At 45.8% G+C, this 20,954-nt stretch carries 16 protein-coding genes; 6 read left to right on the top strand and 10 right to left on the bottom strand.

The features are described from left to right. The first annotated feature begins 88 nt into the window (after window positions 1–88). Window positions 89–541 carry a hypothetical protein gene (locus JUB15_RS21155; protein WP_207514652.1) on the top strand — a complete coding sequence of 151 codons (453 nt, stop codon included), beginning with the start codon at window positions 89–91 and terminating at the stop codon, window positions 539–541. A 125-nt stretch (window positions 542–666) separates the two neighbouring features. On the opposite strand, the gene JUB15_RS21150 is transcribed toward JUB15_RS21155, so the two are convergent. Further along, complete coding sequence (locus JUB15_RS21150; protein ID WP_207514651.1) at window positions 667–3,735, bottom strand: glycosyltransferase family 117 protein; 3,069 nt, start codon at window positions 3,733–3,735, stop codon at window positions 667–669. A 352-nt stretch (window positions 3,736–4,087) separates the two neighbouring features. On the opposite strand from JUB15_RS21150, the gene JUB15_RS21145 reads away from it, so the two are divergent. After that, window positions 4,088–4,606, top strand: a complete 519-nt coding sequence (locus JUB15_RS21145; RefSeq protein ID WP_207514650.1) for a hypothetical protein — start codon at window positions 4,088–4,090, stop codon at window positions 4,604–4,606. 2 nt (window positions 4,607–4,608) lie between these two features. Here JUB15_RS21145 and JUB15_RS21140 read toward each other — a convergent pair whose 3' ends face one another. The 7 genes from JUB15_RS21140 to JUB15_RS21110 all read right to left on the bottom strand — a co-directional run bounded on the left by JUB15_RS21140 (window position 4,609) and on the right by JUB15_RS21110 (window position 14,951). Further along, window positions 4,609–5,400, bottom strand: coding sequence for an ABC transporter ATP-binding protein (locus JUB15_RS21140; RefSeq protein WP_207514649.1), 792 nt, complete (start codon window positions 5,398–5,400; stop codon window positions 4,609–4,611). Further along, complete coding sequence (locus tag JUB15_RS21135) at window positions 5,397–6,179, bottom strand: ABC transporter permease (protein ID WP_207514648.1); 783 nt, start codon at window positions 6,177–6,179, stop codon at window positions 5,397–5,399. The genes JUB15_RS21140 and JUB15_RS21135 overlap by 4 nt, the downstream gene beginning before the upstream one ends. Window positions 6,180–6,399: 220 nt before the next feature. Then, entirely contained in the window at window positions 6,400–8,166 is a 1,767-nt protein-coding gene (locus tag JUB15_RS21130; RefSeq protein WP_207514647.1) for an OmpA family protein, read from the bottom strand. 79 nt (window positions 8,167–8,245) lie between these two features. Next, the gene (locus tag JUB15_RS21125; protein ID WP_207514646.1) at window positions 8,246–9,241 is read right to left on the bottom strand and encodes a hypothetical protein; all 996 of its coding nucleotides are present in this window, start codon (window positions 9,239–9,241) and stop codon (window positions 8,246–8,248) included. A gap of 11 nt (window positions 9,242–9,252) precedes the next feature. After that, window positions 9,253–9,906 (bottom strand): hypothetical protein, encoded by a 654-nt coding sequence (locus JUB15_RS21120; RefSeq protein WP_207514645.1) that lies wholly within the window; start codon window positions 9,904–9,906, stop codon window positions 9,253–9,255. 619 nt (window positions 9,907–10,525) lie between these two features. Further along, window positions 10,526–11,707: a glycoside hydrolase family 5 protein gene (locus JUB15_RS21115; RefSeq protein ID WP_207514644.1), complete on the bottom strand. Its 1,182-nt coding sequence runs from the start codon at window positions 11,705–11,707 to the stop codon at window positions 10,526–10,528. 271 nt (window positions 11,708–11,978) lie between these two features. Next, entirely contained in the window at window positions 11,979–14,951 is a 2,973-nt protein-coding gene (locus tag JUB15_RS21110; RefSeq protein ID WP_207514643.1) for a T9SS type A sorting domain-containing protein, read from the bottom strand. Window positions 14,952–15,471: 520 nt separating this feature from the next. Here JUB15_RS21110 and JUB15_RS21105 point away from each other — a divergent pair. Continuing rightward, window positions 15,472–16,491, top strand: coding sequence for a helix-turn-helix transcriptional regulator (locus JUB15_RS21105; RefSeq protein ID WP_207514642.1), 1,020 nt, complete (start codon window positions 15,472–15,474; stop codon window positions 16,489–16,491). 269 nt (window positions 16,492–16,760) lie between these two features. Here JUB15_RS21105 and JUB15_RS21100 read toward each other — a convergent pair whose 3' ends face one another. Beyond that, window positions 16,761–17,273 (bottom strand): pyridoxamine 5'-phosphate oxidase family protein, encoded by a 513-nt coding sequence (locus JUB15_RS21100; protein ID WP_207514641.1) that lies wholly within the window; start codon window positions 17,271–17,273, stop codon window positions 16,761–16,763. Between the two features lie 185 nt (window positions 17,274–17,458). Between JUB15_RS21100 and JUB15_RS21095 the strand changes: the two genes are divergently transcribed. The 3 genes from JUB15_RS21095 to JUB15_RS21085 all read left to right on the top strand — a co-directional run bounded on the left by JUB15_RS21095 (window position 17,459) and on the right by JUB15_RS21085 (window position 19,825). After that, window positions 17,459–18,061: a YciE/YciF ferroxidase family protein gene (locus tag JUB15_RS21095; protein WP_207514640.1), complete on the top strand. Its 603-nt coding sequence runs from the start codon at window positions 17,459–17,461 to the stop codon at window positions 18,059–18,061. A gap of 202 nt (window positions 18,062–18,263) precedes the next feature. Beyond that, entirely contained in the window at window positions 18,264–18,737 is a 474-nt protein-coding gene (locus tag JUB15_RS21090) for a low affinity iron permease family protein (RefSeq protein ID WP_207514639.1), read from the top strand. Beyond that, on the top strand, window positions 18,737–19,825 hold the full coding sequence (locus JUB15_RS21085; RefSeq protein WP_207514638.1) for a DNA topoisomerase IB: 1,089 nt from the start codon (window positions 18,737–18,739) through the stop codon (window positions 19,823–19,825). The genes JUB15_RS21090 and JUB15_RS21085 overlap by 1 nt, the downstream gene beginning before the upstream one ends. A gap of 313 nt (window positions 19,826–20,138) precedes the next feature. Here the strand turns inward: JUB15_RS21085 and JUB15_RS21080 are convergent. Further along, window positions 20,139–20,954: ISAon1 family transposase (locus tag JUB15_RS21080; protein ID WP_207514637.1), on the bottom strand; the 816-nt coding region annotated here is incomplete at its 5' end.

Genomic DNA, 20,954 nt, shown 5'->3' with positions numbered 1-20,954 from the left:
CCGCTAAGTTCAAACCAGAAATAAACCGGGAGAACAATAACTATTCTTAGATATGACCACTCTTTATTCACTTTTAAAACACCTGGTCATGAAACCTATTTTACGCTTAACCTTTTTGTTTATTGCAATAGCTTCTTTTTCTGCCTGTACAAAAGTTGTGGTAGATGTACAACCTGCTATCACCGGTTCATGGGTACTTACCGATGCTGCTCACAAGGATGCCTACGGATGGTACAATGTTAATACCGGTGTTGAAAATGGTGTTTTCCATTTTTATAATAATGGCCGGGCTCGCTATACCGAGCATGGGGTTACACTTGAAGGTACCTGGACCATTCGTACCATAACAGACGGTTACTACGACGAATTTGGTGTTTACTTTACCAATTCCCACCAGGACCTGTCGATTCAGGTATCGGATTACTATGGCGATGATACCATCAATATGTACTTCGATAATGTGAAGATCTATGGCAACACATTCGTGGCTACCAATTATGCTAACAATTATATAGGCCGTTACCGGTTCAGCAGATATTAATCAGGCTTGAATTCGTACTTTATTGAAAGGTTATAAATGAGACCAGCCATCCGCTAGCTAGTGGATGGCTGGTTCTTTTTTATATGATCAAAGGTGTGCCACACCTGATCTGTTAGTCCTGCAGCTTACATGACTGTTTTCTTAGCCTGAAACGCCTGCTCCCATTCCGCTATCTGTTGTAACAGCTGATAACTTGATAATATATCCTGGGCAAATGCCGACTGCCGGTACGTGAGTTCGCCGCCCTTTCCCTGCAACAGCAGCCAGGCATTGTTTACCATTTGATCCTGGTTGTAATTGTCGCCGCCCAGGTAATGATAGTACTGCATTTGCTGCTGCAGGTCTTTTTTCATGGATGCTGCTACTTTAGCCGCGAGTTGGTGATCGCCCGAGAGGTAACAGGCCTCGAGGAACTGAAGTGAGAATACATTGTGCATGTTGCCCCGGTTCGATGTAAAGCCATATGGAATATTGCTTTGATCAACGTTGTCATCGAAGCGATGTAAAACCCGGCGCGCTTCTTCTTTCCTGCCGGCCATAGCCAGACTGCGGGCTACCTGGGCATGTGCCAGCTTGATGGTGTTCATGCGGCGACGGTTCTCTTCGTCAAAATAAACGCCTTTCAGTTTCGCATGGCCATACCCGAATTTCTGCATGATGTTGTTATAGGCCACATCCGTATTAACGCCACTGGTATTCGTGTTCTCCACCGGCACCAGCTGATAGGTAAGTCCATTCAGACGGGTATATTTTTCCAGGCCCAGGTCCTGTGCGGTGCCATTGTTTGTAAAGCAAATGGGCCGCTTCCATTGGTTGCCGGCTATGACGGCGAGGATCGCCAGGTCGTTCTTGAAGAGAAAATTCTTTTGACTCAGGTCAATTTGTAATGCGTCAACTACTTTATCACCGGCATTTACCGTGCCGTTGGCAGTTACCGTTTTTACATCAACCGGCACGCTGAATTTTTGGGCAGGATATAAATGATACACATCGCCGTCTTCTGACACAGTGGTGTATTTCGGATCATCGCTGCCAATCACATTTTTGAGTAGATCATACAGGTCGTAATATTTGTCTTTTTCATAACCCGGCATTTGTTGATAGTATACTACATTCAGCTTATCACCTGCAACCTGCCCGGGTGTGAACACCACATTGAACGGTGCGCTGTTATTTACCTTGTATCGCAGCTGGTCAATGCCCCAGTCGGTACCAATGAGCGTAGTAACCACTACCCGTACATCTTTTCTTATGCCTTCCACTTCCTGTGCATACCACAAGGCATAAGAGTCGTTGTCTTCCGCGGTAAATAAAATGGCGTTGGGCGGACAACTTTCCAGATAGTTTTTAGCCAGATCGAGGGCCAGGGTTTTTTTACTGCGGTCGTGGTCGTCCCATTCCTGCTGCGCCATAAGCGCCGGAACCGCCACGAAACACAGGCCGGCTGCCAGGTAAGCAGCTATCGGCGCTTTCACTATTTTTTCCAGTACCTGCTTTACCCACAATACGCCCAGTCCAATCCAGATGGAAAAGGCATAGAAGGAACCTACGAATGCATAATCGCGTTCCCGGGGCTGGTAGCCTGCCTGGTTCAGGAAAACTACAATACCCAGCCCTGTGATGAGGAACAGCAGGCCGTTCACCAGCAGATCACGGCGATTGCGTTTGAACTGGAAGCATATTCCCGCAACACCTAGTAACAGCGGCAACATGTACAACTTGTTATGGGCTTTATTGGCGACGCGGGTGCTTTCGGGCATTTTCTGCTGATTGCCATACATGGCATTGTCGATTAAAGAGATCCCACTGATGAAGTTACTGTCCCGCGGATTACCAAAACCCTGCAGGTCGTTTTGCCGGCCGGCGAAATTCCACATGAAATAACGCATATACATCCAGCCGGCCTGGTAACGCATGAAGTATTCTATATTGTCGCCCATGGTTGGTGTTTCATCTGGACCAAGTCCGGCAAACTGCCGGTAGCAATCGATCTGTCCGCGTTCATTGCTGTCATCGAACATCCGTGGAAAGAAATGGGAGGAAGGGGTATTGCCCCAATCCTGTTTGTAGCGGGAACCTGTTGCTTCATACTTTTCCTTTCCTCGCACATATTGTTCGCCTGTTTTAACGAAAGGCGCTTTGTCAGTAAAATCGGGACCGTATAAAATAGGCCAGTCGCCATATTTTTCGCGGCTCAGGTATCCTTCGAGGTTAATAGGATTGTCAATGTTGTACATATCAACGCCGGGGTTGGCATTTGATCGTATCATGGTGGTAAGGTAGGTTGAATACCCTAAGAGCATGAAAGCTGTACTCCACAAACCAAGCTTCAGATAGTGCAGCTTTCTTTTATTGGCAACGCGGATGCCCCAGGCAATACCGGCTGCTAGTAACAGGAAGAAGAAAGCAAAGCCCATAAAGAAGGGCGCGCCCAGTTCATTTACAAAATAAATATCCAGTGCGCCGGCGCCTTTTACCGTATATACAATAATGAACTTCATGATAAAGCCGGTGATGATGCAACCAATGAGAAAGGCAAGGATGGTATTTCGCCGGGTAACTTTGAATCGTTTGAAATAATATACCATGATGATCGCCGGTATAGTGAGCAGGTTGAGCAAATGAACGCCTATGGAAAGGCCCATCATATAGAAAATAAAGATCAGCCATTTATCGGCGCCGGGTTTACCGGCCTGTTGCTCCCATTTCAATATCGCCCAGAACACCAGGGCGGTGAAGAAAGAAGAAAGCGCGTACACTTCTCCTTCAACGGCGCTGAACCAGAACGAATCGGAGAACGTATAGGCAAGCGCACCTATGGTGCCGGTACTGATGATAGTGAATACAGCCTGGCGGCCAAGCGGCCCGTCATCTTTTTGGATGAGCTTACGGGCAAAATGAGTGATGGTCCAGAAGAGGAACAAGATGGTTAGTCCGCTCACTATGGCGCTCATGCTGTTTACTGCAATAGCGGCGTTATGTGGGTTATCCCCAAACAGGATGATGAAGAAGCGGGCGATCAAAAGAAACAGCGGTGCGCCGGGCGGGTGCGGAATGCCGAGGGTATAAGCTGTTGAAATAAATTCCCCGCAATCCCATAAGCTTACTGTTGGTTCCATGGTGAGCAGGTAAACGGTGCAGGCGACAGCGCATACCGCCCACCCTGCCAGGTTGTTCACTTTGTTGAAGTTCATTTTGTTGGATTTAAAATTGAGTGTTCCTATATAGGTTTATGCAATACATATCCGGCCCACCTGTTTTCACGGGCGGAATACATTAATCCCTACACTGCTTCTGGTAATTACAAAATGCCTTTCCTGATACGTTAAACTTCGGCAGATATTTCTATTCTAACAGATTCTTAAATTTCGAATATATTTTGCCAATTCCTTTGTCAGTTTTTGATCAATATCCTATAGAAACGTTAATAATTGGATCTCCATACAGCGTAAGCGGTAACCAGCGTGATATATGTGAATTAACAGCTATACCGCCTGGTATAATGGCATAAATTTTTCTTTTCTGTTACATCAATAACCTGCCAATATGAACAAGGGTATTCGTTCTTTACTGGTGATAGCATTTATGCTTGTTGCCAGTCGATATGATGCGCAAGCACAGAAATTATTCTTCGTATTTGCACATGGACAGTATGCCGCTCCGGTACAAACCAGTTTTAAAAATGATTATAATTTTGGACTGGGTGCTGAAGCGGGAGTAGGTATCGGTCCGGGCAAGACCAAATTGGTAGGTACAGTAGGATACACTGTTTTTGATGCAAAGTCAGGTGAGGTTGGTAACATCACCTATGTTCCGGTTAAGGTTGGGGTCCGCAGGTATTTTTTACCAGGTAATTTATTGTTCCTTCATGCGGATGCTGGTATCGGTCATATTAAAGATAAAACCACGAATAGTTCTTATTCGCGTTTTACGGCCGATGTGGGTGCGGGCGCTAAATTAGGTCCGTTTGAAGTAGGCGTTGCCTATGATGGCTTCAAACGCGTTGGGTCGTCGGGTTATGCCTCCTGGCTGGCCTTTAAGGCCGGATGGCGATTCGGATTGTAAGTTTACAGGTCTGCCTTTATTTCTTCTAATGTTTCCAGGAAACGTCTTTCCTGTTTGATATTCTTCTGCCAGGCAAGATCACGTTCTATCAGGTCAATTTCCTTTTTAATGGTGGCGCCCGCCTTGTTGGGTTCAGTGCCCAGAATAAATACGGTGTCGGAGATGGCTACGCTGGTCTCAATATCGTGTGAAACGATGATAAGCGTCTTCAATTCATCTGATAACGATACCTGTAATAATAACTCAACAGCTTTGTCGAGCATGCAAACATCGAGTCCGCTGAACGGTTCATCGAGCAATATGAAGTTAGAACCTTTTAACAGCTGCTGCATAATGCTTACGCGTTGCCGTTGTCCGCCCGACAATTGCCGGGGATACAAAATCAGGTGACCGGTTAGTTGGAACTGGTGTGCATATTGTTCTATCGTTTGTTTTTCCATGCCAGCTAAAACCTTGTTCTTTTTGGCGGCCAGCATCAGAGATTGATACACGGTTCGCCATTCGAACAGGTAATAGTTCTGGAAAATAACGCCCATGTCACCGGCTTTTACCGGTTGGTTGCCGTGTATGGTAACCTGTCCGGAAGTAGGTGCTTGTAACCCTGACAGGATCTTGAACAACTGCGTTTTACCGATACCGCTTCGGCCAATGAGCGTCACTACCTGGCCTTGTGAAAACCCCGGCCTTACGATATTCCTGATGGAAAGATTTATATCGCGTAAGATCGGCCTGTCATAAGTAAGCGCTACATCTTTAACCTGTAAGATTACTTCTGCCTTTGTATGTTGTGTCATTTTGTTCTCACTGTTTTTAGTTTGCTGTACGGGAACAACCAGTGGCGGATGGTGCCCAGTAAATAGTCGAAACATAAACCGATCAGAAAGATCACCAGCTGTAAGGCCAGCACATTGGTAAGATCGTTGTACTTGTTGTATTTTATCAGCAGGGTGCCAATGCCGCCTTCACTCATGCTCAATCCTTCCACCATGGTGATCATTAACCAGGAGATGGCAAAGTTCTGCCGCAGGATCTCGAACACCTGGTCGGCCTTGCCAATGATAATTACTTCATACAATGTTTGCCAGTTGCTATAGCCGAGGGTTTTGCATAACTCATATTCCTGCGGATTGATATGTACGATCACCGAAAGAAAAGAAGTTACAAAGAAGGGCACGATGCCAAATACCAGCAATGATAATTTCAGCTGGCTGCCGTCTTTGGTAAGCAGGGTGAAAATGAATATCAGTCCGGTTAAGGTAAGATAACGGCATTTCACAATGAACAGGGCCACACTCTTGAAGAAAGGCAGCACTGATAAATATGCGAATGCCAGTGTTATTAGGATGGAATACAGCATGGCCTTTAAAGTAAGCAGCAGGCTTACCAAAATATTGTCGAGCAGAACTTTGCTGCCCAGCAACTGTACAAATGCCGTGGCTACTTTGCCCGGCCTGGGTATCAATCCATCCGACAGGCCATGCCATATCAATAAAGTAACAACCACCTGCAAGGCTACCAGCAGAATAAAGGTTTGCCGGTTGATCTTTGCGAAAGGCTGGAAAACTTTTTTCATGCTTTTAGTCTGCGTGTTTGTAATTCAAATTAATTGCGATGCGTTGCCAGCAGCGTGTTATTTCTGGTTTACGATTTTGAGATTTCAGGATCTCTTCAGTCTCAATACGCTCGCAACGACCTACATCTCAAACTATCGGGATTTCAAAATCCCGAAATCTCAAAATCCCGAAATCTCAAAATCTCAAAATCTCGAAATCCCGAAATCCCGAAATCCCCTGTTATTCGCCCAGCACAATCTCTACTCTTCTGTTCCTGCTTCTACCCGCTTCTGTATCATTATCAGCAACCGGCTTTTCAGCGCCATAACCTTTGGCTTCAATCTGGTTCTCTTTTAAACCTTTTCTAAGCAGGTAGGCGCGGACGGCTTCTGCACGCTTTTGTGATAGTGGCATGTTTACGTCGTCACTACCTTGATTGTCGGTGTGACCATACACGCCCAGTTTTAAACCTTCCGCTACCACAGCCGATTCAAATATTTCATCCAGCATTTTGTATGATGCCGGTTTAATGGCCGAAGACCCGGTCTCAAACTGAATAGCATACGATCTGGATGATACCGCCTCCGTGATCCGTTCAGCATATTTTGTTTCAATAGCCTTACCCTGCAATAATTCGGGGTGGTTCGAGATCACGCTGAACAGGAACGATTTGTCAACGGCTTTCTCATACGGCAAGAAGCTGGGCATTATGGCCGGGTACATTTTCACCATCAGGTTACCGAAGGTGTTATATACCGCTTTATAACGGTCTACCTTATCTTCGCCCAGCCCATAGGTATTGGCCATGTCGTTCAGGTTGAATACGGCAGAACCGCCGAGGTTCACTTTCAGGCCCTGGATGTCTTTTTCCTCTACACCATTAAAATATTTCAGCCAATAGGCGGCATTTTGTTCCTGGTATAGCTTGGTGCTCACTTCAGCCGCAAACTCTTTGGCTTCGTTGAACGAACGTACCTGGTCGCCGGCCTGGGCCAGGGCAATGATCATGTTCTCGATATCGGTTCGGTGATCATAGGCCCATTTTTTAATGGCAATGGTTTGGTTACTCATTTGGGATGCATACTGTCTGGTGCTGGCGATGGTAACGAGCCCACCCTTTTTAGTGGCGACATTTACGTCGCCGGGCGTCCAGGTGGCTACAGCATCCACACCAACAGTGGTATCTCTGCCAGTGGTTTTGCCATTTACGATCAGCTTCCTTTTCTCTGTATAACCGGTGATGTACTTGTTAGGCGCATCCAGGAAGTCATTGGCGGCAATGATGTTGATGGCATTACCATCGTAGGTGGTTTCGTCGGGATTTACTTTCAACCCGTTGTCACCGGCCCATTTCAACAGGATGTTGATGTCACCGTCGCGCAGCACACCGGCCACACATTTACCTACTGCATTTTTCGCATCCTGTTTCCATGCAGGAGGGCCCATTACCTGGTCTTCACCAAACGATTTACCGTGTGTGACCGGTATAATAATGGGTTGGTATTCGGGGCCCAGGGGCTCCAGCTCTTTGGCGAGCGCGGTCATGAAGGCCGGCATACCGTCGCCCATGAACGTGATCAATACACCGGGTGTATTAGGATTGCTTTTATAGTCGTTGGCAAATTTTACCAGGTCGGCCATTTGTTTATTACAATCGTCCTGGCGCACGTAGGTAATATCCAGATGCGCTTTATCGAACAGGGAACCCTTGGTCGTGCGAACGCCGCCGTTCGCATACATGCCTCCAAACTGGCTGTTCCAGGCCATCCGTTCCCAGGTAATTTGCGTGCCCCCGTTCACCGCTGGTTCGTCACCGGGTAACGGCAATTTAACAGCGTTCCCTTGTAAAGAAGCGTCCGGTGCATCGGGAAGGGCTACCTTACCTACTTCAATTGATCCATTTACATCTTGCGGCCGGTTTTGATACCATCGTACGGCGAAGATGCCTGCAGTTACTACTGCTGCAATGATCAATACTTTCCCTGCGGGTCTTAATTTAAGTGCCATGGTTATATGTTGTGTTGGTTTTGTGTTTAATTGATTGTTTTACATTTTCATGAGGCCGTGAACCGTCAATGGTGAATCGTCAGTCAAGCAGACCCCGGTATCTATCCGGTGTCTTGATGCCTTTCAGCTTTCCACTGTCATTATTTTTATTCAGCGCATCCTGCGTATAGTTAAAGTCGTTGTCTATATTGAACTGGTTAATAAGTTCAACAGCCTGGGCCGATTTGGCTTTATCCTCCAAAACCTTGTCGTCCATAAATCGTGAGGTAACGTCTATGGCCGATTTAATATGACCGATCTTTTCACCGATCTGTACTTTCAGGATGGCCAGGGCTTTTTCGGCATCCTGGTTCAATTCATCATCGCCCTTGAATGCTTTCATGGCGCTTGTTACAGCCGACAGGCCGGTAGTTACTGAATAATACAGGTCTTTCTTGGCTTCCAGGTCGAGCTTTGCATCTTCGAGCATTATACCGCTCTCTTCATAAGCTGCATCGGCGAATGTGATCAGTTTGTTCAGGTCGCCCACGATCGGGGTTACATTGTCGATGTATTCGCGGCACCGCAATACATTGTTCGCATACAGATCGATCTGGCGGCTGTTCCTGCCTTGTTCTGCCTGCAGGATCTTTACTTTTTGCATGTTCAGCTGCAGTTCTTTTTCCTTGTCGGTCAGTTTATCAACCAGCTCACTTTGTTTCCCTTTTAGTTTGGCCGCCTGCTGGTATAAGGTGTTCCTGTCTTTATAACCCTGCTCGATTTTGGCTTGCAGTATATTGAACGGGTTCAGTTCTATGGCAATGCCAATGGTGTAGTTGGCGATGAACTCCGACAGGTATTTCAATGCCCGCCAGAATTTTTTATTGGTTACGATCATCAGCATAAAGCCGAGGATCACGCCGCCAATGACCAGGTTTACCAGGTTCCAGGTTACGGTTACCAGCCACGGCAATATATAGGTCAAAAAGAGATAAGCCAGGCCGGCAAATAAGGATACGCCTATGATCGTGGTGGCTATGTTCTTCGGTTCGGAGAACCAGCCAGGTGTCTTTGTTTTTTGAATTGCGTTTATCATGTTTTGTTGGTTTACTGTATATAGCGTTTAATTTTTTCCATGTCATAGTGAATACGGTCCTTCATCGCCTCACTTTCATTTTTATAGCCGCCCGTATTGGCTTCTATTTTGGCTTCGTTCTCTTTTATTTCGCTTTGCACGGTCAACAGTTCGTTTTGCAAGGCGCTTATTTCCTGCTCCAGCTGTTGAATGCGTTTCTCTTTTTCTTCCAGCTGCCGTTTTCTTTCATGCACTTTTTCTTGCAGCGCTGCATCTACAGAGTTATGAAAGTTAGTGGCGTCCGTCTCCAGCAATTGCAGGTACTGTGTAGCCGTTGACAATAATTTTTGTTTGTCGAGCCCCTGTACGCTGAGGCCTGCATATGCGGTGACATACCGAACCTGCTCATCTGCGATCGCCTGCATGGCTTCGATCATTTTACTGAACTCATAATAGTCAGGCCCTGGTATATTGGCTTCGCGGAACAGCTTGTCGAAATAAGCTGCGAACTTGCTGTTAACTGGTGATGTATAACTGTTATGAATAGTCACGCGGTTTGCCGTAAAGTCCGTTTGCGGTGCGGCTTTCGGCTGTTCTTCTTTGGGAAGCGGTTTTGCCGCTTCTTGTTTTTTGTCGTCGTTCACTTCCACAAATGCCGACAGGATCTTTTTCCCTAAGCTGGCCATAGTTGTATGTTTTAAATGTTTGGTCGGAGGAATAATATTCCTGCCCACATGCGCAGGTCGATATAGTTCCGGAAATAATTGGTATTGTTCATTGTCAGGCAAGCCGCTCCCTGTCTCCTGCTGCATTGATTGCCGTAGGAGGCGCTGCGCATAGGACGGCCATCGAAACAGCCAATGCTGTTAAGTCAATTGCGGTGCTGCCTTGTTTTTATGCTGATTAATCAGAAGGGCAGTGAATGCCTGTGCAAACGGGTGCCGGTCATAGGAGGATTGCGTTCCAACTTTTCATTGTTGTTATTGCGGGTATAACTGACCGTTGTTTTTCATTTTCCTTTGCATTGTATAGCATCTGTCGAAGTGTTTGCTGAATTGTTACAACCAGTACCGGACTGATCCGGATTTTTAATTTTCATCGCTGATGTTTGTTGTTGTTTTTCAGCAGGATGTGCAGAAAAATGGGAAGGGCATAAAAAAACCGGAAGAAAGGCTCTTCCGGTTCAGCATTTAATTATGGTAACTGGTGGTCGGTGGATAACGGTCAATGGTGAATGGTCAATGGTGAATGGTCATGGTGAATGGTCAATGGTGAATGGTCAATGGTGAACTTCCCAACACATCATTATTTGCTTTGCAACATCTTTAATAACTTCCTGTCGAGCTTATGGCCATACCAGTTTTCGTATTGCACATCGGCGCGGTTTGAGTTCAGAATTCCGAAGTCGCCTTTCAATTCCCACAGCGCGAAACCAATCCCATTCGTTGTGAGAATATCCAGCACATCGCCAAACCAGGCAAGGAATACCTCATGTGGCGTCTCTTTCCAGCAACCACATTCACCGCAATGAACACCTACACCTTTCTTCACCAGGTCTAACCAGGGTTTGTAATATTCTTCCATTACGGCACGGCTGTAATGCCGGCCGCCGATATTGCCGGGCCATACTGGTTTCGGCTGGTAGGCCGGATCGGGATATACCCAGGGCGCTTTATAATGCGAGATCTCATAAGGAAAATAACCACGGCAGCTTTGGCCGATGTTCAGGTCGGCGAGTTCAGGAACGGCATCGGCGCCGCCATTGTTACCATCGGCGATCACATAAAAGTTCGGGTTCTCTTTACGGATGGCAGCGGTAGCAGCCTGGGCAACCGCACGATACAAAGCGCCAGGAACGCCCGTGGTCTTCGACATGGTATCATTTACGTTTTCCCGATAAGAGGGCTCGTTCACCAGGTCGAAGCTGATCTTGCTGGTGGAGCTGTTCTTGAACCGCTTTGCCCAAAAGCTCCAATGATGGCAGAATGCATCCTGCGCTTTTTTCTCATTCCACAAGTGATAGGGTTCATGATAACCGGTGCTTACGCAATACCCCGGCGCCCGGTGCAGGTTCAGACTTACATGCAGGTTGTATTTCTGCGCCAGGTAAATGGTTTTCTCTATCCGGTTTACCTTGTTTTCATCTATTTTGTATACGTCCTCTTCTGTAATGAATTTTTGATGCGGCGTTAAGTTCAGATAGGTGGGATAAGCCATCGGTATTCTGATAAAATCAAATCCCCAGTCTGCCACCCATTTAAAATACGTTTCGTCGGTAGGTGTGCCTACGTACCAGGGATCGGGCTGGAAATAATCAGGGATATTGAACCCTTTCCATTTGGGCAGTTTGTTTTTTAAGAGATTATCTTTCTGTGTGAGTGATGTTATTTCGGGTAATACTTTTGTGCACGCAGCCAAATGTCCTACTGCTGCCAGCCCGACATTCCTCAGGAATGCCCGGCGGTTCACGCCTTTATTCGATTTCATAAAACACCAAGGATTTAAAAGTGAGAAAAAAATTCCGCTACAATGATCCGTTTACTTAATTAGCATTAAGTGTACCAAAACCGCTGCTATGATGTTATTTTATAAAAATTATGGGTGCTATTTTAAACGTTGTCATACCGTCAGTAACACTTCGTTTGTTCATGCCAGATAACCGGTGCCACAGCTCATTTTTGATCGCGTAACCCGCATGTCCGACTGATACTAAATAGAAAAGCCACCGCGAAGGTGGCTTTTCTTTCACATTGTAAATCTAAAGAACAATAACCCTGCTTGAAGCAACTTTCTTATAATTTCTATCAAACACTGTTAGAAAATAAATTCCCGGTGTCATCGAGACAGTCCGCATAAGGTATTCCGTTTGCCTGTATCGGGTAATGGTTACCGGACGCTCTGCGATCTGCTGGCCAGCTACATTGCGCAATTCAACGCGGTAGGTGTTTTCGCTTAGCCCTGTGAACTGTATGCAGATCCTGTCAACAACGGGATTCGGCGCAACGGTCATTTTCGCCGCCGGCGTTCCACCCAGTGAAAAACTAAGGACATGTGAATATTTATAAGCTGCATCATTATCTACCATTTTTAACCGGTAGTAATTGGTGCCGGAAATGGCGTTTTTGTCGGCAAAGCCGTAAGCAGTGTGAGCGCTGTTTTCCCATGGGAATACGATACCGATGGATTCATAATGGATACCATCACGGCTGCGCTCAACTTCAAACCGGTTCAGGTGCTCTTCCTGGCTGGTTCTCCAGAAAAGGTTTATGACGGTATTTTTTTCCTGTCCTCTGAATTCTTCCAGCGTAACCGGCAAAGGCGATTCACCAACGCACAATTGAGGATTGAAGAGAAAGCTTTTGCCCAATCCGTTATCATCTACCAGGAAATTGAACGTAACTCCCAGTGTACTGCCCAGGTTCAACAGGCTGTTATCGAAATCGAGCGCGGCTGCCGGAGCGCCGGCCAAAATGCGTGGTGATGACAATACACCGCGGGTATAAGGAACACCGGCCACGCTGAAACCAAAGAGGGATACCGCATTTACAGCAAGGAATTCATTGCCATGATCGGCCGACACGGTGTATAAAGGTGTTGTAGTATAAGTACCGTTGGCATTGCCCGCGAAAACATATACTGCGCCGCCCACGGCGTTTGCCTGCAGCTGCAGCAGGGTGGCACCTGATGATAACGGTTCTCCTATTACCAGGTCGGTATAGCCATCACAATTGATATCCCAGGCATTGTCGATGGCAGCGCCAAACAATACATTCAGTTCGAGCGAATTCAGCATCGACAACAAATTGCCGGCACGGGGCGATTCCAGCACCTGGTCGCTCGTGACGGAACTACCCGGTGTGCTGGTTTTCTTTTTAAAGATGTGCACGTTGCCACTCTGAATGGTAAGGTTTAGGGAATTGGGCAGCAGTCCGCCCAGCGGAGCGCCAATGGCGACATTTCCGTTGCGCGCGCCATTCAATCCTTTGATGCCTTTTACCTTATACCCGAACAAATTCGCAGCATTACCCAACAGGCTGCCGCTGCTGGCAGAAAGGGTAGTGCCTACGGTATTATTTATACCTGATCCGGTTCCATAAAAAATATGGGCTGTTCCGCCCAACACCTGGCCGTTTAAAAGACCACCCAGTGACGACAGGTCTGCACCGGCAGGTGCGCCAATAACAATGTCGTTATGCCCATCATTATTATAATCACCCGCCCCGTCAACGCTAAAGCCAAACAATAAACCGCTATGCAGCAGGCTTGGGAAAGAAGCCAATCCAAACAAGGAGGCGGCAGGCGCTTGCAGCTGCACGGGTGAGGTGGTGGTTAAGTTTCCCGAAAAGTACACAAAGGCGGCCCCATTTTGTACAGCGGTCAATCCAACGCCCTGGTATCCCGGCGCTCCTATCACAATGTCTGATTGGTTGTCACCATTCAGATCTCCCGTGGCAGCTACCGAGAAACCAAACAGGGCATTGACAGATACATTGTTTAACAACAGGCCGGCAATGCCATTACTAAAGAAACCCGCCCCCTGCAGTTTTATTTCAATAAAACCGGCCGGATTGGCAGCGGGCAAATTTCCACCAGGATAGATATATACTTTACCTGCTTTTACATTCACGGTTCCCAGGGTGCCGGAGGCAGTGGTGGCATAGGAATCGAGCGGCGCTCCTATTATAATATCATTAATGCCATCGCCTGTAACATCACCTGCATCAATACTGGTTCCAAAGAGTGCGCCCGCAGCGCACGTATTGGGCTGCAGGGTTTTGGCAGGCGTGGTTGCCAAACCTGCTGGTGAGCCATAAAACACAAATACGGCGCCTACATTTGCAAGTGATCCGTTGCCGCTGAAAATGTTGGTAAGCCCGGGAGCGCTGATGGCAGCATCGCCATAACCATCACCATTTACATCACCAAGGCCGCTTACGGCATAACCATATAAAGCCGCATTCAACTGCAGGGAGCTGAGCCCGCTGACAAGTCCATCGGCCGAAGTGCTCCACTCGGGCGTTTTATTCAACGGATCAATGGTTACCGGATAACTGGCCTCACTGTCATCTACTTCAATGGTGAGTAAGCCATTATTGAAATGCATGGCCGCCGGTAACTTTTTATGATGGGCATCCCATACATGCAGATCTTCATAGGCCAGCAACTGTTGATCATTCCCGTTAAAAAATGCAAGGCTGTTATCATTAAGCAGCCTCGTTTGCAGATCAGTGGCAGGTTGAATCGTGACGGTGAGTGCGCCATCGCCCGGCATTTTCTTTTTTACGAAAAAGTTCTGGCGCAAACCATCCCGGCCGTTAATGTATTCTATTTGAATATTATTGAAATTGTAAAAAAGCTGATTGGCGGTATGCGCAATAGTGCAGGACTGATCCGGCGTCCATTGAATGGTTGAGCGGCCAATGCCTTTCAGTTGAAAAGCGACCTGCCAGCCCGGTTGCTGCATAAGTTGTACTTTATAACCGTTGGGAGAAATACTGAAGCTGGTGCGGCTGCGCACATTCGCGGCGCTGTAGCAGCCCTCGGTTTGAACCGGTTTAATTTGATCTTCGAGTTGCTCGATGCTCTTCAAAGCCTGGTTGTACCAAACGGGTGAGATCGCTGCAGAAGATTTACGGGGATCTTTTTCATTAAGCGTCTGTTGTGCGTGTACGGTAGTTGCATAGGGTAATGCAATAGCCATCGCCAACACTATACAAATGTTAGGTTTCAATGGTAATAGTTTTGAGGTAAACAATGAAAAGCCATTTATGCCTGATGCATCGGCATGGCTGGTAAACGCATTGGCGAACCAGCGGTTACAGGCTTGAACAATGGACTGAAAGAAATATTGGAATAATAAATAGAATTGCCCGGGGTGAAGCTTTTCTCAAATATTGGAAGGAGCGGTCCGAAGCGATTAGCTATGTAAAGTTATAACGCAAGGCATGTTGCTTTTACCCGTATTAATTCAAAGAATACCGGCATCAGGTCAACAAACACTTAGTGCTCTTGAAAAAAAGGAGTTAGTAAATATGATAGATATCAGTATTGGTTATCTGGTGATACTGAATAAGGGAAAATGCTTACCGATAATTAATATTTCTGCTCAAATGGTCAAATACAAAATTGTTTTGAAGGTGCATACATATTACACCGGTGTTTATTCATAAGAGTGCCATTGGTTCTTTATAGCTGATTTGATAGCAACTTTGCAGTGCATCCTTATAACCACAATCTAAACCAGTAGAAGTATGATGAGCTATTCAATTCGTGTAAACAGCATTGACCGCGAATCTGTATTTAATCAGTTGTCGCTGGAAACCGGCGCTGTATTGGAAGAAAGCAATACGCTGATCCGTTTTTCCGGGAATATCGGACGCGGACAGGTTAAAGAATGGCACCTGGAAGCCGGTTTGTATATGCGCGTTTGGGACCTTAACCTTGCAAGGCCGGTGGAATTCATTAAAGAGGCTTCACCACTATACATAACCAATAATGGGTTCAGCCTCGTGTGTGTGGCAACACCCGCTTCGGTCAGTCTGAAAAGTATTAACCAGCATCAGCAATTCAATGAGGTGCGTGAACGGAGATTGATATTGGTGCCCGATTCAGAAAATGCGGTGTTCCAGTTGTCTCCGCAAATGCCTGTACAGCTGATAGAGTTTTCCATTTCTTCCTACTGGTTAAAACAACAGCCGGGCTATGTTTCAGTTATCCGGTATTTTAATGATGGTGTTGCAGCCGATCATGCCATGCCGGTGTTGATAGCGCCTTTTGCTGTTAAGACAAATTCAGTGGTGGCCCGGATCATGGCGTATATGCAGGAAACGAAAAAGGATGCAGCCGGCGTTGTGCCGGAAGCCAGTGTAGTGATAAAAGATTTCCTGAGTGCTGTGTCCAGAACAGAGCCTGATAAAACCAGCAACCACCTTGAGCTTTATTATGATAAAATAAAAGAGGCGGAACGCATTTTACTTTCGAACCTGCAGCAATCGCCGCCTCGTTTGGCAAAGATCGCTCAAATGCTGGCGCTTAGTGAATCTACCTTGAAGCGCTATTTCAAGCTGATCTATGGTAAAAGCGTATATGAATATTATTTAACCAGGAAATTGGAAATGGCAAAGGTGTTATTGATGCAGCATCCCTATACCGTAAACGAAATAGCAGAGCTAATGGGCTATGAGAAGGTGAGCCATTTTATTGAGATATTTAAAAAGCATCATGGCTGCTCGCCCGGCGCCATAAAGAAAAACAGCTTATTGAGTTATTGAGTTATTGAGTTATTGAGTTATTGAGTTATTGAGTTATTTTAATTATTAAGTAAAACATTCTCAGCTAACCGAACTTATTATCTAATTATCACATTATCACATTATCACATTAGCTAATTATCTTCTGTCCCCTGAGTCGGCGTGTAATAAAAACCCTGCGAAGCACTTGCTTTGTAGGGTTCTTTTATTGATAGTATATAATAAGTGGTTACATAATATGGCCGAGAAGCTGTGTTTCATTAGCAGATCAGCATATTGACTAATTGGTTTTAGAATCCCAACCTTGGCAGTGGCCTGAAGACGTAGGGTTCAGTACGGGCAGGTTCTTTAAAGAACCAGTTATAGAAACGGTTCAGCCATCCGTACAAATTATGCTTGTATGCGAACCTGGGCTTGTATGTATAATATTTGGCGCTTCCGATCTTGAATTTTATGAGCACCATTTCTTTGAAAGCCTTTGCTTTTACTTCTTCCGAGAAACCGATAAGGCTGTTTAACTCTTCCGGATCGTTTATAATATAGGCTTTGCCGATTATTTGCAGGTAATAGCCTTTCCCTTTGCGGTAAAATTGCATGTGGGCCGGGAATTCACGGTCAAATTCGTTCAGCTGTTGTTCAGGCCGGTTGGTAAAGAACCAGATATTAGCCATTTCATCTACGGTTATAATAGAAACGATGGTAGTGGGGAACTTTAACACGCCTCCGCTTAAATTATAAAACAACGCACTGCCAATTCCCTGTATTCTGTCCTGTAAGAATGGTATGCAGTTCGCGGGCTTCATATATGTGTGTTTTTACTAGTTAAAATTCAAAAGGAATACCAGTAATGTACTCTGCCCATGTAGTGGAGGCCAGCATTTGCACGTAGAGTTTTTTCTACACAACTTTTTCAGGATCGTAGTTATACGTGGCATTTGTTTTTCATCAGTCCATTACAATCCGATTTATCACCACAAAACAATGCGTTATGGAAAGATCATCGAGGGGATCAAAAAATCAGGGAACAACGAAAACTACCAAAAGTGGTAGTAAAGCAGCAGGTAAAAAGGATAACCGTTCGTTATTGAGAGAGTTTTTTGTTGAGGAGTTACGGGATATTTACTGGGCCGAAAAACATCTGGTAAAAGAGCTGCCCCGGCTACAAAAGGCGGCTACATCCGATAAACTGGCCGAAGTCATTGAAGAGCATACTTCAGTTACGCAAGAGCATGTGAGCCGATTGGAAGATATATTCAAAATGCTGGGTGAAATACCCAAAGCCAAGAAATGTGAAGCTATGGAAGGGCTGATGAAAGAAGCGCAAAGCGTTGTTGAAGATACTGACGAGGAAACAGCAACCCGTGATGTAGCGCTGATCATGGCTTGTCAAAAGGCCGAACATTATGAAATTGCTACCTACGGCAGTTTGGTTCAACTGGCCAAAACCATCGGTCAAAACGAAATTGCCGATATTTTGCACCAAACGCTGGAAGAGGAAAAAGAAGCGGATGAACTATTGACAAATATTGCCGAAAACAATATTAATGAAGAAGGAGCCATGGAAGAAGGGCACGAAGGAGAAGACGAATAATGAACAAGGTTATTAATAACACATTAAAAATTTCCAGGAAATTCCCCAATTGAGGGGGCTGGTATAACTTTTTTAGTTCTGGTTATAGATTTAGGGGTTTTTTAAGGTCTACTGGTGTCGGGCCATTCCTGGCCTGACTTTTTTTTGCCCATCCTCTCCGTTTCTGCCTGCGCATTCGTACTGTAATTCTAAAATTTAAGATATGCGAAAGAAGAGGAACAAGAAACTATCCCTATTGTTTCAAAAACTGGCCAATAAAGTAACCAGGGCCACCGGTTCGCCCATAGCTTTTATAACCGCTTTGACCGTAATTATCGTATGGGCTCTCACCGGACCAATATTTGGTTTTTCAGACACCTGGCAGCTGATCATAAACACGGGCACCACGATCGTTACTTTCCTGATGGTGTTTATCATTCAGCAATCGCAGAATAAAGAAACTACGGCTATTCAATTGAAACTAAATGAATTGATAGCCTGTCATGAGCGGGCGAGCAATCGCCTGATAGATGTGGAGGACCTTACCGAGGAAGAGTTGATACTGATCAAAAGGTTCTATATAAAACTGGCCGACCTGGCGGAAAAGGAAAATGATGTAGGTACTTCGCACTCATTAAGTGAGGCGGAAACCTTGCATAAGATAAAAAGACAAAGTCACAGTAAAACAGTGAAATAATGGGGCAGCTGGCTAAAGTGACGCACAGGCAATTTTTGAAAATTTACCGGGATTATGCAAAAGCTGCGACCCTGGCCGACCTCGTATATGTTTCCGATACTCAACCAGGCATCGTTCGATATAAAAAGGGCCGCGGATATATGTACATGTATGAAGGAAAGCCATTGCGTAAAAAAGAGGATATGCAAAGGATCCGCAGCCTGGCTATTCCACCCTCATGGACGTCGGTATGGATATGTGCTTTGCCGAACGGCCATATACAGGCAACCGGTTTAGACCTGCGCCACCGTAAACAATACCGGTATCATCCTTTGTGGTCGATGTTTCGGAACGAGACGAAATTTCACCGCCTGTATGAATTTGGAAAGGCATTACCGGCTTTGCGCAGCAAGCTGGAAAGTGATCTGAACCAGAAAGCATTAACCGCTTCCAAAGTGATTGCTACGGTGATCAGCCTGATGGAGCGCACCTATATTCGGGTAGGTAGCTGTGAATATGAAAAACAAAATGGCTCACACGGCCTGACCACGCTGAAAGACAAACATGTAGCTGTTGCAGGCGATACCATCCGGTTTTCTTTTACCGGCAAAAAAGGCGTGAACCATGATATAACGCTCAAAAGTAAACGGCTTGCCCGTATTGTGAAGAACTGCCGCGAAATTCCCGGCAAGGAACTGTTCCAGTATTACGATGAAGAAGGGAACAGGCATCCCATTGATTCAGGCATGATCAACAGTTATATAAAAGAAACGACCGGTATGGACTTCACCTCCAAGGATTTCAGGACATGGGCGGGTTCTTTGAACCTCCTGCGGTCATTAAAAGCATTGGGTGAGGCCGTTACGGCGGCAGATTGCAAGAAGAACATTGTTGCGGCGCTCGATGCGGTGAGCCTAAAGCTGGGCAATACACGTAGTGTCTGCAAGAAATATTACGTACATCCGGGCCTGATAGCTTTGTACGAAGAGAAGAGCCTGAATAAATACCTGGACGAGCTGGAAGGAGAAACAGGTGCTGAACCCGTTGGCGGCCTGCACCCTGATGAGCAGGTTTTGATGAAAATTCTACAGTCGTTCCACAAAACCTGAGCAATAATGGGAAGTATTTTCTACAGATGCAAAATGTTCCCGTTTAAAATTTTAGGCATAGTTTTTATAAAAATATATATGTAGCCGGCCACTGAAAAAGAGAGTAGAGAAAGCGAGGGAGACCGGTAAAAATTTTGACTATTTAAACTCATTATAAACTTACGCTACAAATCAGGCCTTAACCAAGGACTCCCGATGTTTCTACATCGGGTTTTTTATTTTATACCTGATCCGGTTTGTTAATTGCCGCCTGCGAGCGAACTGGCCTTAGGCGTAATTGAGGATCAAATCAAATTGTTGGGGGATTAGGTTGTTAAGCATAGATTTTTTGGAGTCTAAATAAGAAGAAATTAATATCCCGAACTCCCCGTGCAGAAGCTCTAAAGGCTTTGATCTTGGCATTGAAAGACTCGGCAGAAGCGTTGGTACTTCTGTTATTAAAGTAATTCAATATAGCCTCGTAGTGAGTTTCAATGGAGCGGTATACGGTTCTAAATGATTCAATCCCTGCATCTTCAACCTCATTAAACCATAACGCCAGCCTTTTAAATGCCTGCTCTTTGCAGGCGCAGTAACGGAAGATGTCGGCCAGTTTCATATACATATCATAAGCGTTCTTTATTGCTGGATAATGCTCAAACATCAGGGCTGCCCGTTGCTTTTGAGAAGGCGTCCAACAATCTTTATGCTTGAATAAGAGATAGCGGCTGCGAGCCAGTAATTGTTTGGGAGAATCTCCATTAGGTAATAACTGAGGTATGTAAGGAATGCCTTGTTTTTTGGCCCGGGCGATTTGCTCATTTTCTTCATCAATCGCCTGCCAGCGATGTTTGATGCGGATCTCCTGTACAGCCTCTGTAGCCAGTTGTTGCACATGGAAACGGTCTACGACCCGGTGAGCATAAGGGAAACAGCGTTTTACAATCAGGTGCATACCAGCTGCCATATCCAAAGTCACTTCTTGCACCCGTTGTCTCAATCGCTTGTTTATGCGTTGTAACACTTCGATCACCTTGTCTGCCTGGGTGCTTTTGATCATTGCCACAATGGCGCCTTTACGGCCTTTGGCTGCTTTATTAGTGACCACGGTGTAAAGTTCATCATTGGACAAAGCCGTCTCATCAATACT

The sequence above is a fragment of the Longitalea luteola genome (assembly GCF_017356035.1).
In the GTDB taxonomy this organism is placed as follows: domain Bacteria; phylum Bacteroidota; class Bacteroidia; order Chitinophagales; family Chitinophagaceae; genus Niastella; species Niastella luteola.
Note: the sequence above shows the minus strand (reverse complement) of the source record. Positions and strands in the feature narration are given on the sequence as shown.

Coding starts and splice junctions, on each gene's coding strand:
- JUB15_RS21135 (WP_207514648.1), bottom strand. CDS start 6,179: ATGAAAAAAGTTTTCCAGCCTTTCGCAAAGATCAACCGGCAAACCTTT.
- JUB15_RS21115 (WP_207514644.1), bottom strand. CDS start 11,707: ATGAAATCGAATAAAGGCGTGAACCGCCGGGCATTCCTGAGGAATGTC.
- JUB15_RS21145 (WP_207514650.1), top strand. CDS start 4,088: ATGAACAAGGGTATTCGTTCTTTACTGGTGATAGCATTTATGCTTGTT.
- JUB15_RS21105 (WP_207514642.1), top strand. CDS start 15,472: ATGATGAGCTATTCAATTCGTGTAAACAGCATTGACCGCGAATCTGTA.
- JUB15_RS21150 (WP_207514651.1), bottom strand. CDS start 3,735: ATGAACTTCAACAAAGTGAACAACCTGGCAGGGTGGGCGGTATGCGCT.
- JUB15_RS21100 (WP_207514641.1), bottom strand. CDS start 17,273: ATGAAGCCCGCGAACTGCATACCATTCTTACAGGACAGAATACAGGGA.
- JUB15_RS21155 (WP_207514652.1), top strand. CDS start 89: ATGAAACCTATTTTACGCTTAACCTTTTTGTTTATTGCAATAGCTTCT.
- JUB15_RS21140 (WP_207514649.1), bottom strand. CDS start 5,400: ATGACACAACATACAAAGGCAGAAGTAATCTTACAGGTTAAAGATGTA.
- JUB15_RS21125 (WP_207514646.1), bottom strand. CDS start 9,241: ATGATAAACGCAATTCAAAAAACAAAGACACCTGGCTGGTTCTCCGAA.
- JUB15_RS21090 (WP_207514639.1), top strand. CDS start 18,264: ATGCGAAAGAAGAGGAACAAGAAACTATCCCTATTGTTTCAAAAACTG.
- JUB15_RS21085 (WP_207514638.1), top strand. CDS start 18,737: ATGGGGCAGCTGGCTAAAGTGACGCACAGGCAATTTTTGAAAATTTAC.
- JUB15_RS21130 (WP_207514647.1), bottom strand. CDS start 8,166: ATGGCACTTAAATTAAGACCCGCAGGGAAAGTATTGATCATTGCAGCA.
- JUB15_RS21095 (WP_207514640.1), top strand. CDS start 17,459: ATGGAAAGATCATCGAGGGGATCAAAAAATCAGGGAACAACGAAAACT.
- JUB15_RS21120 (WP_207514645.1), bottom strand. CDS start 9,906: ATGGCCAGCTTAGGGAAAAAGATCCTGTCGGCATTTGTGGAAGTGAAC.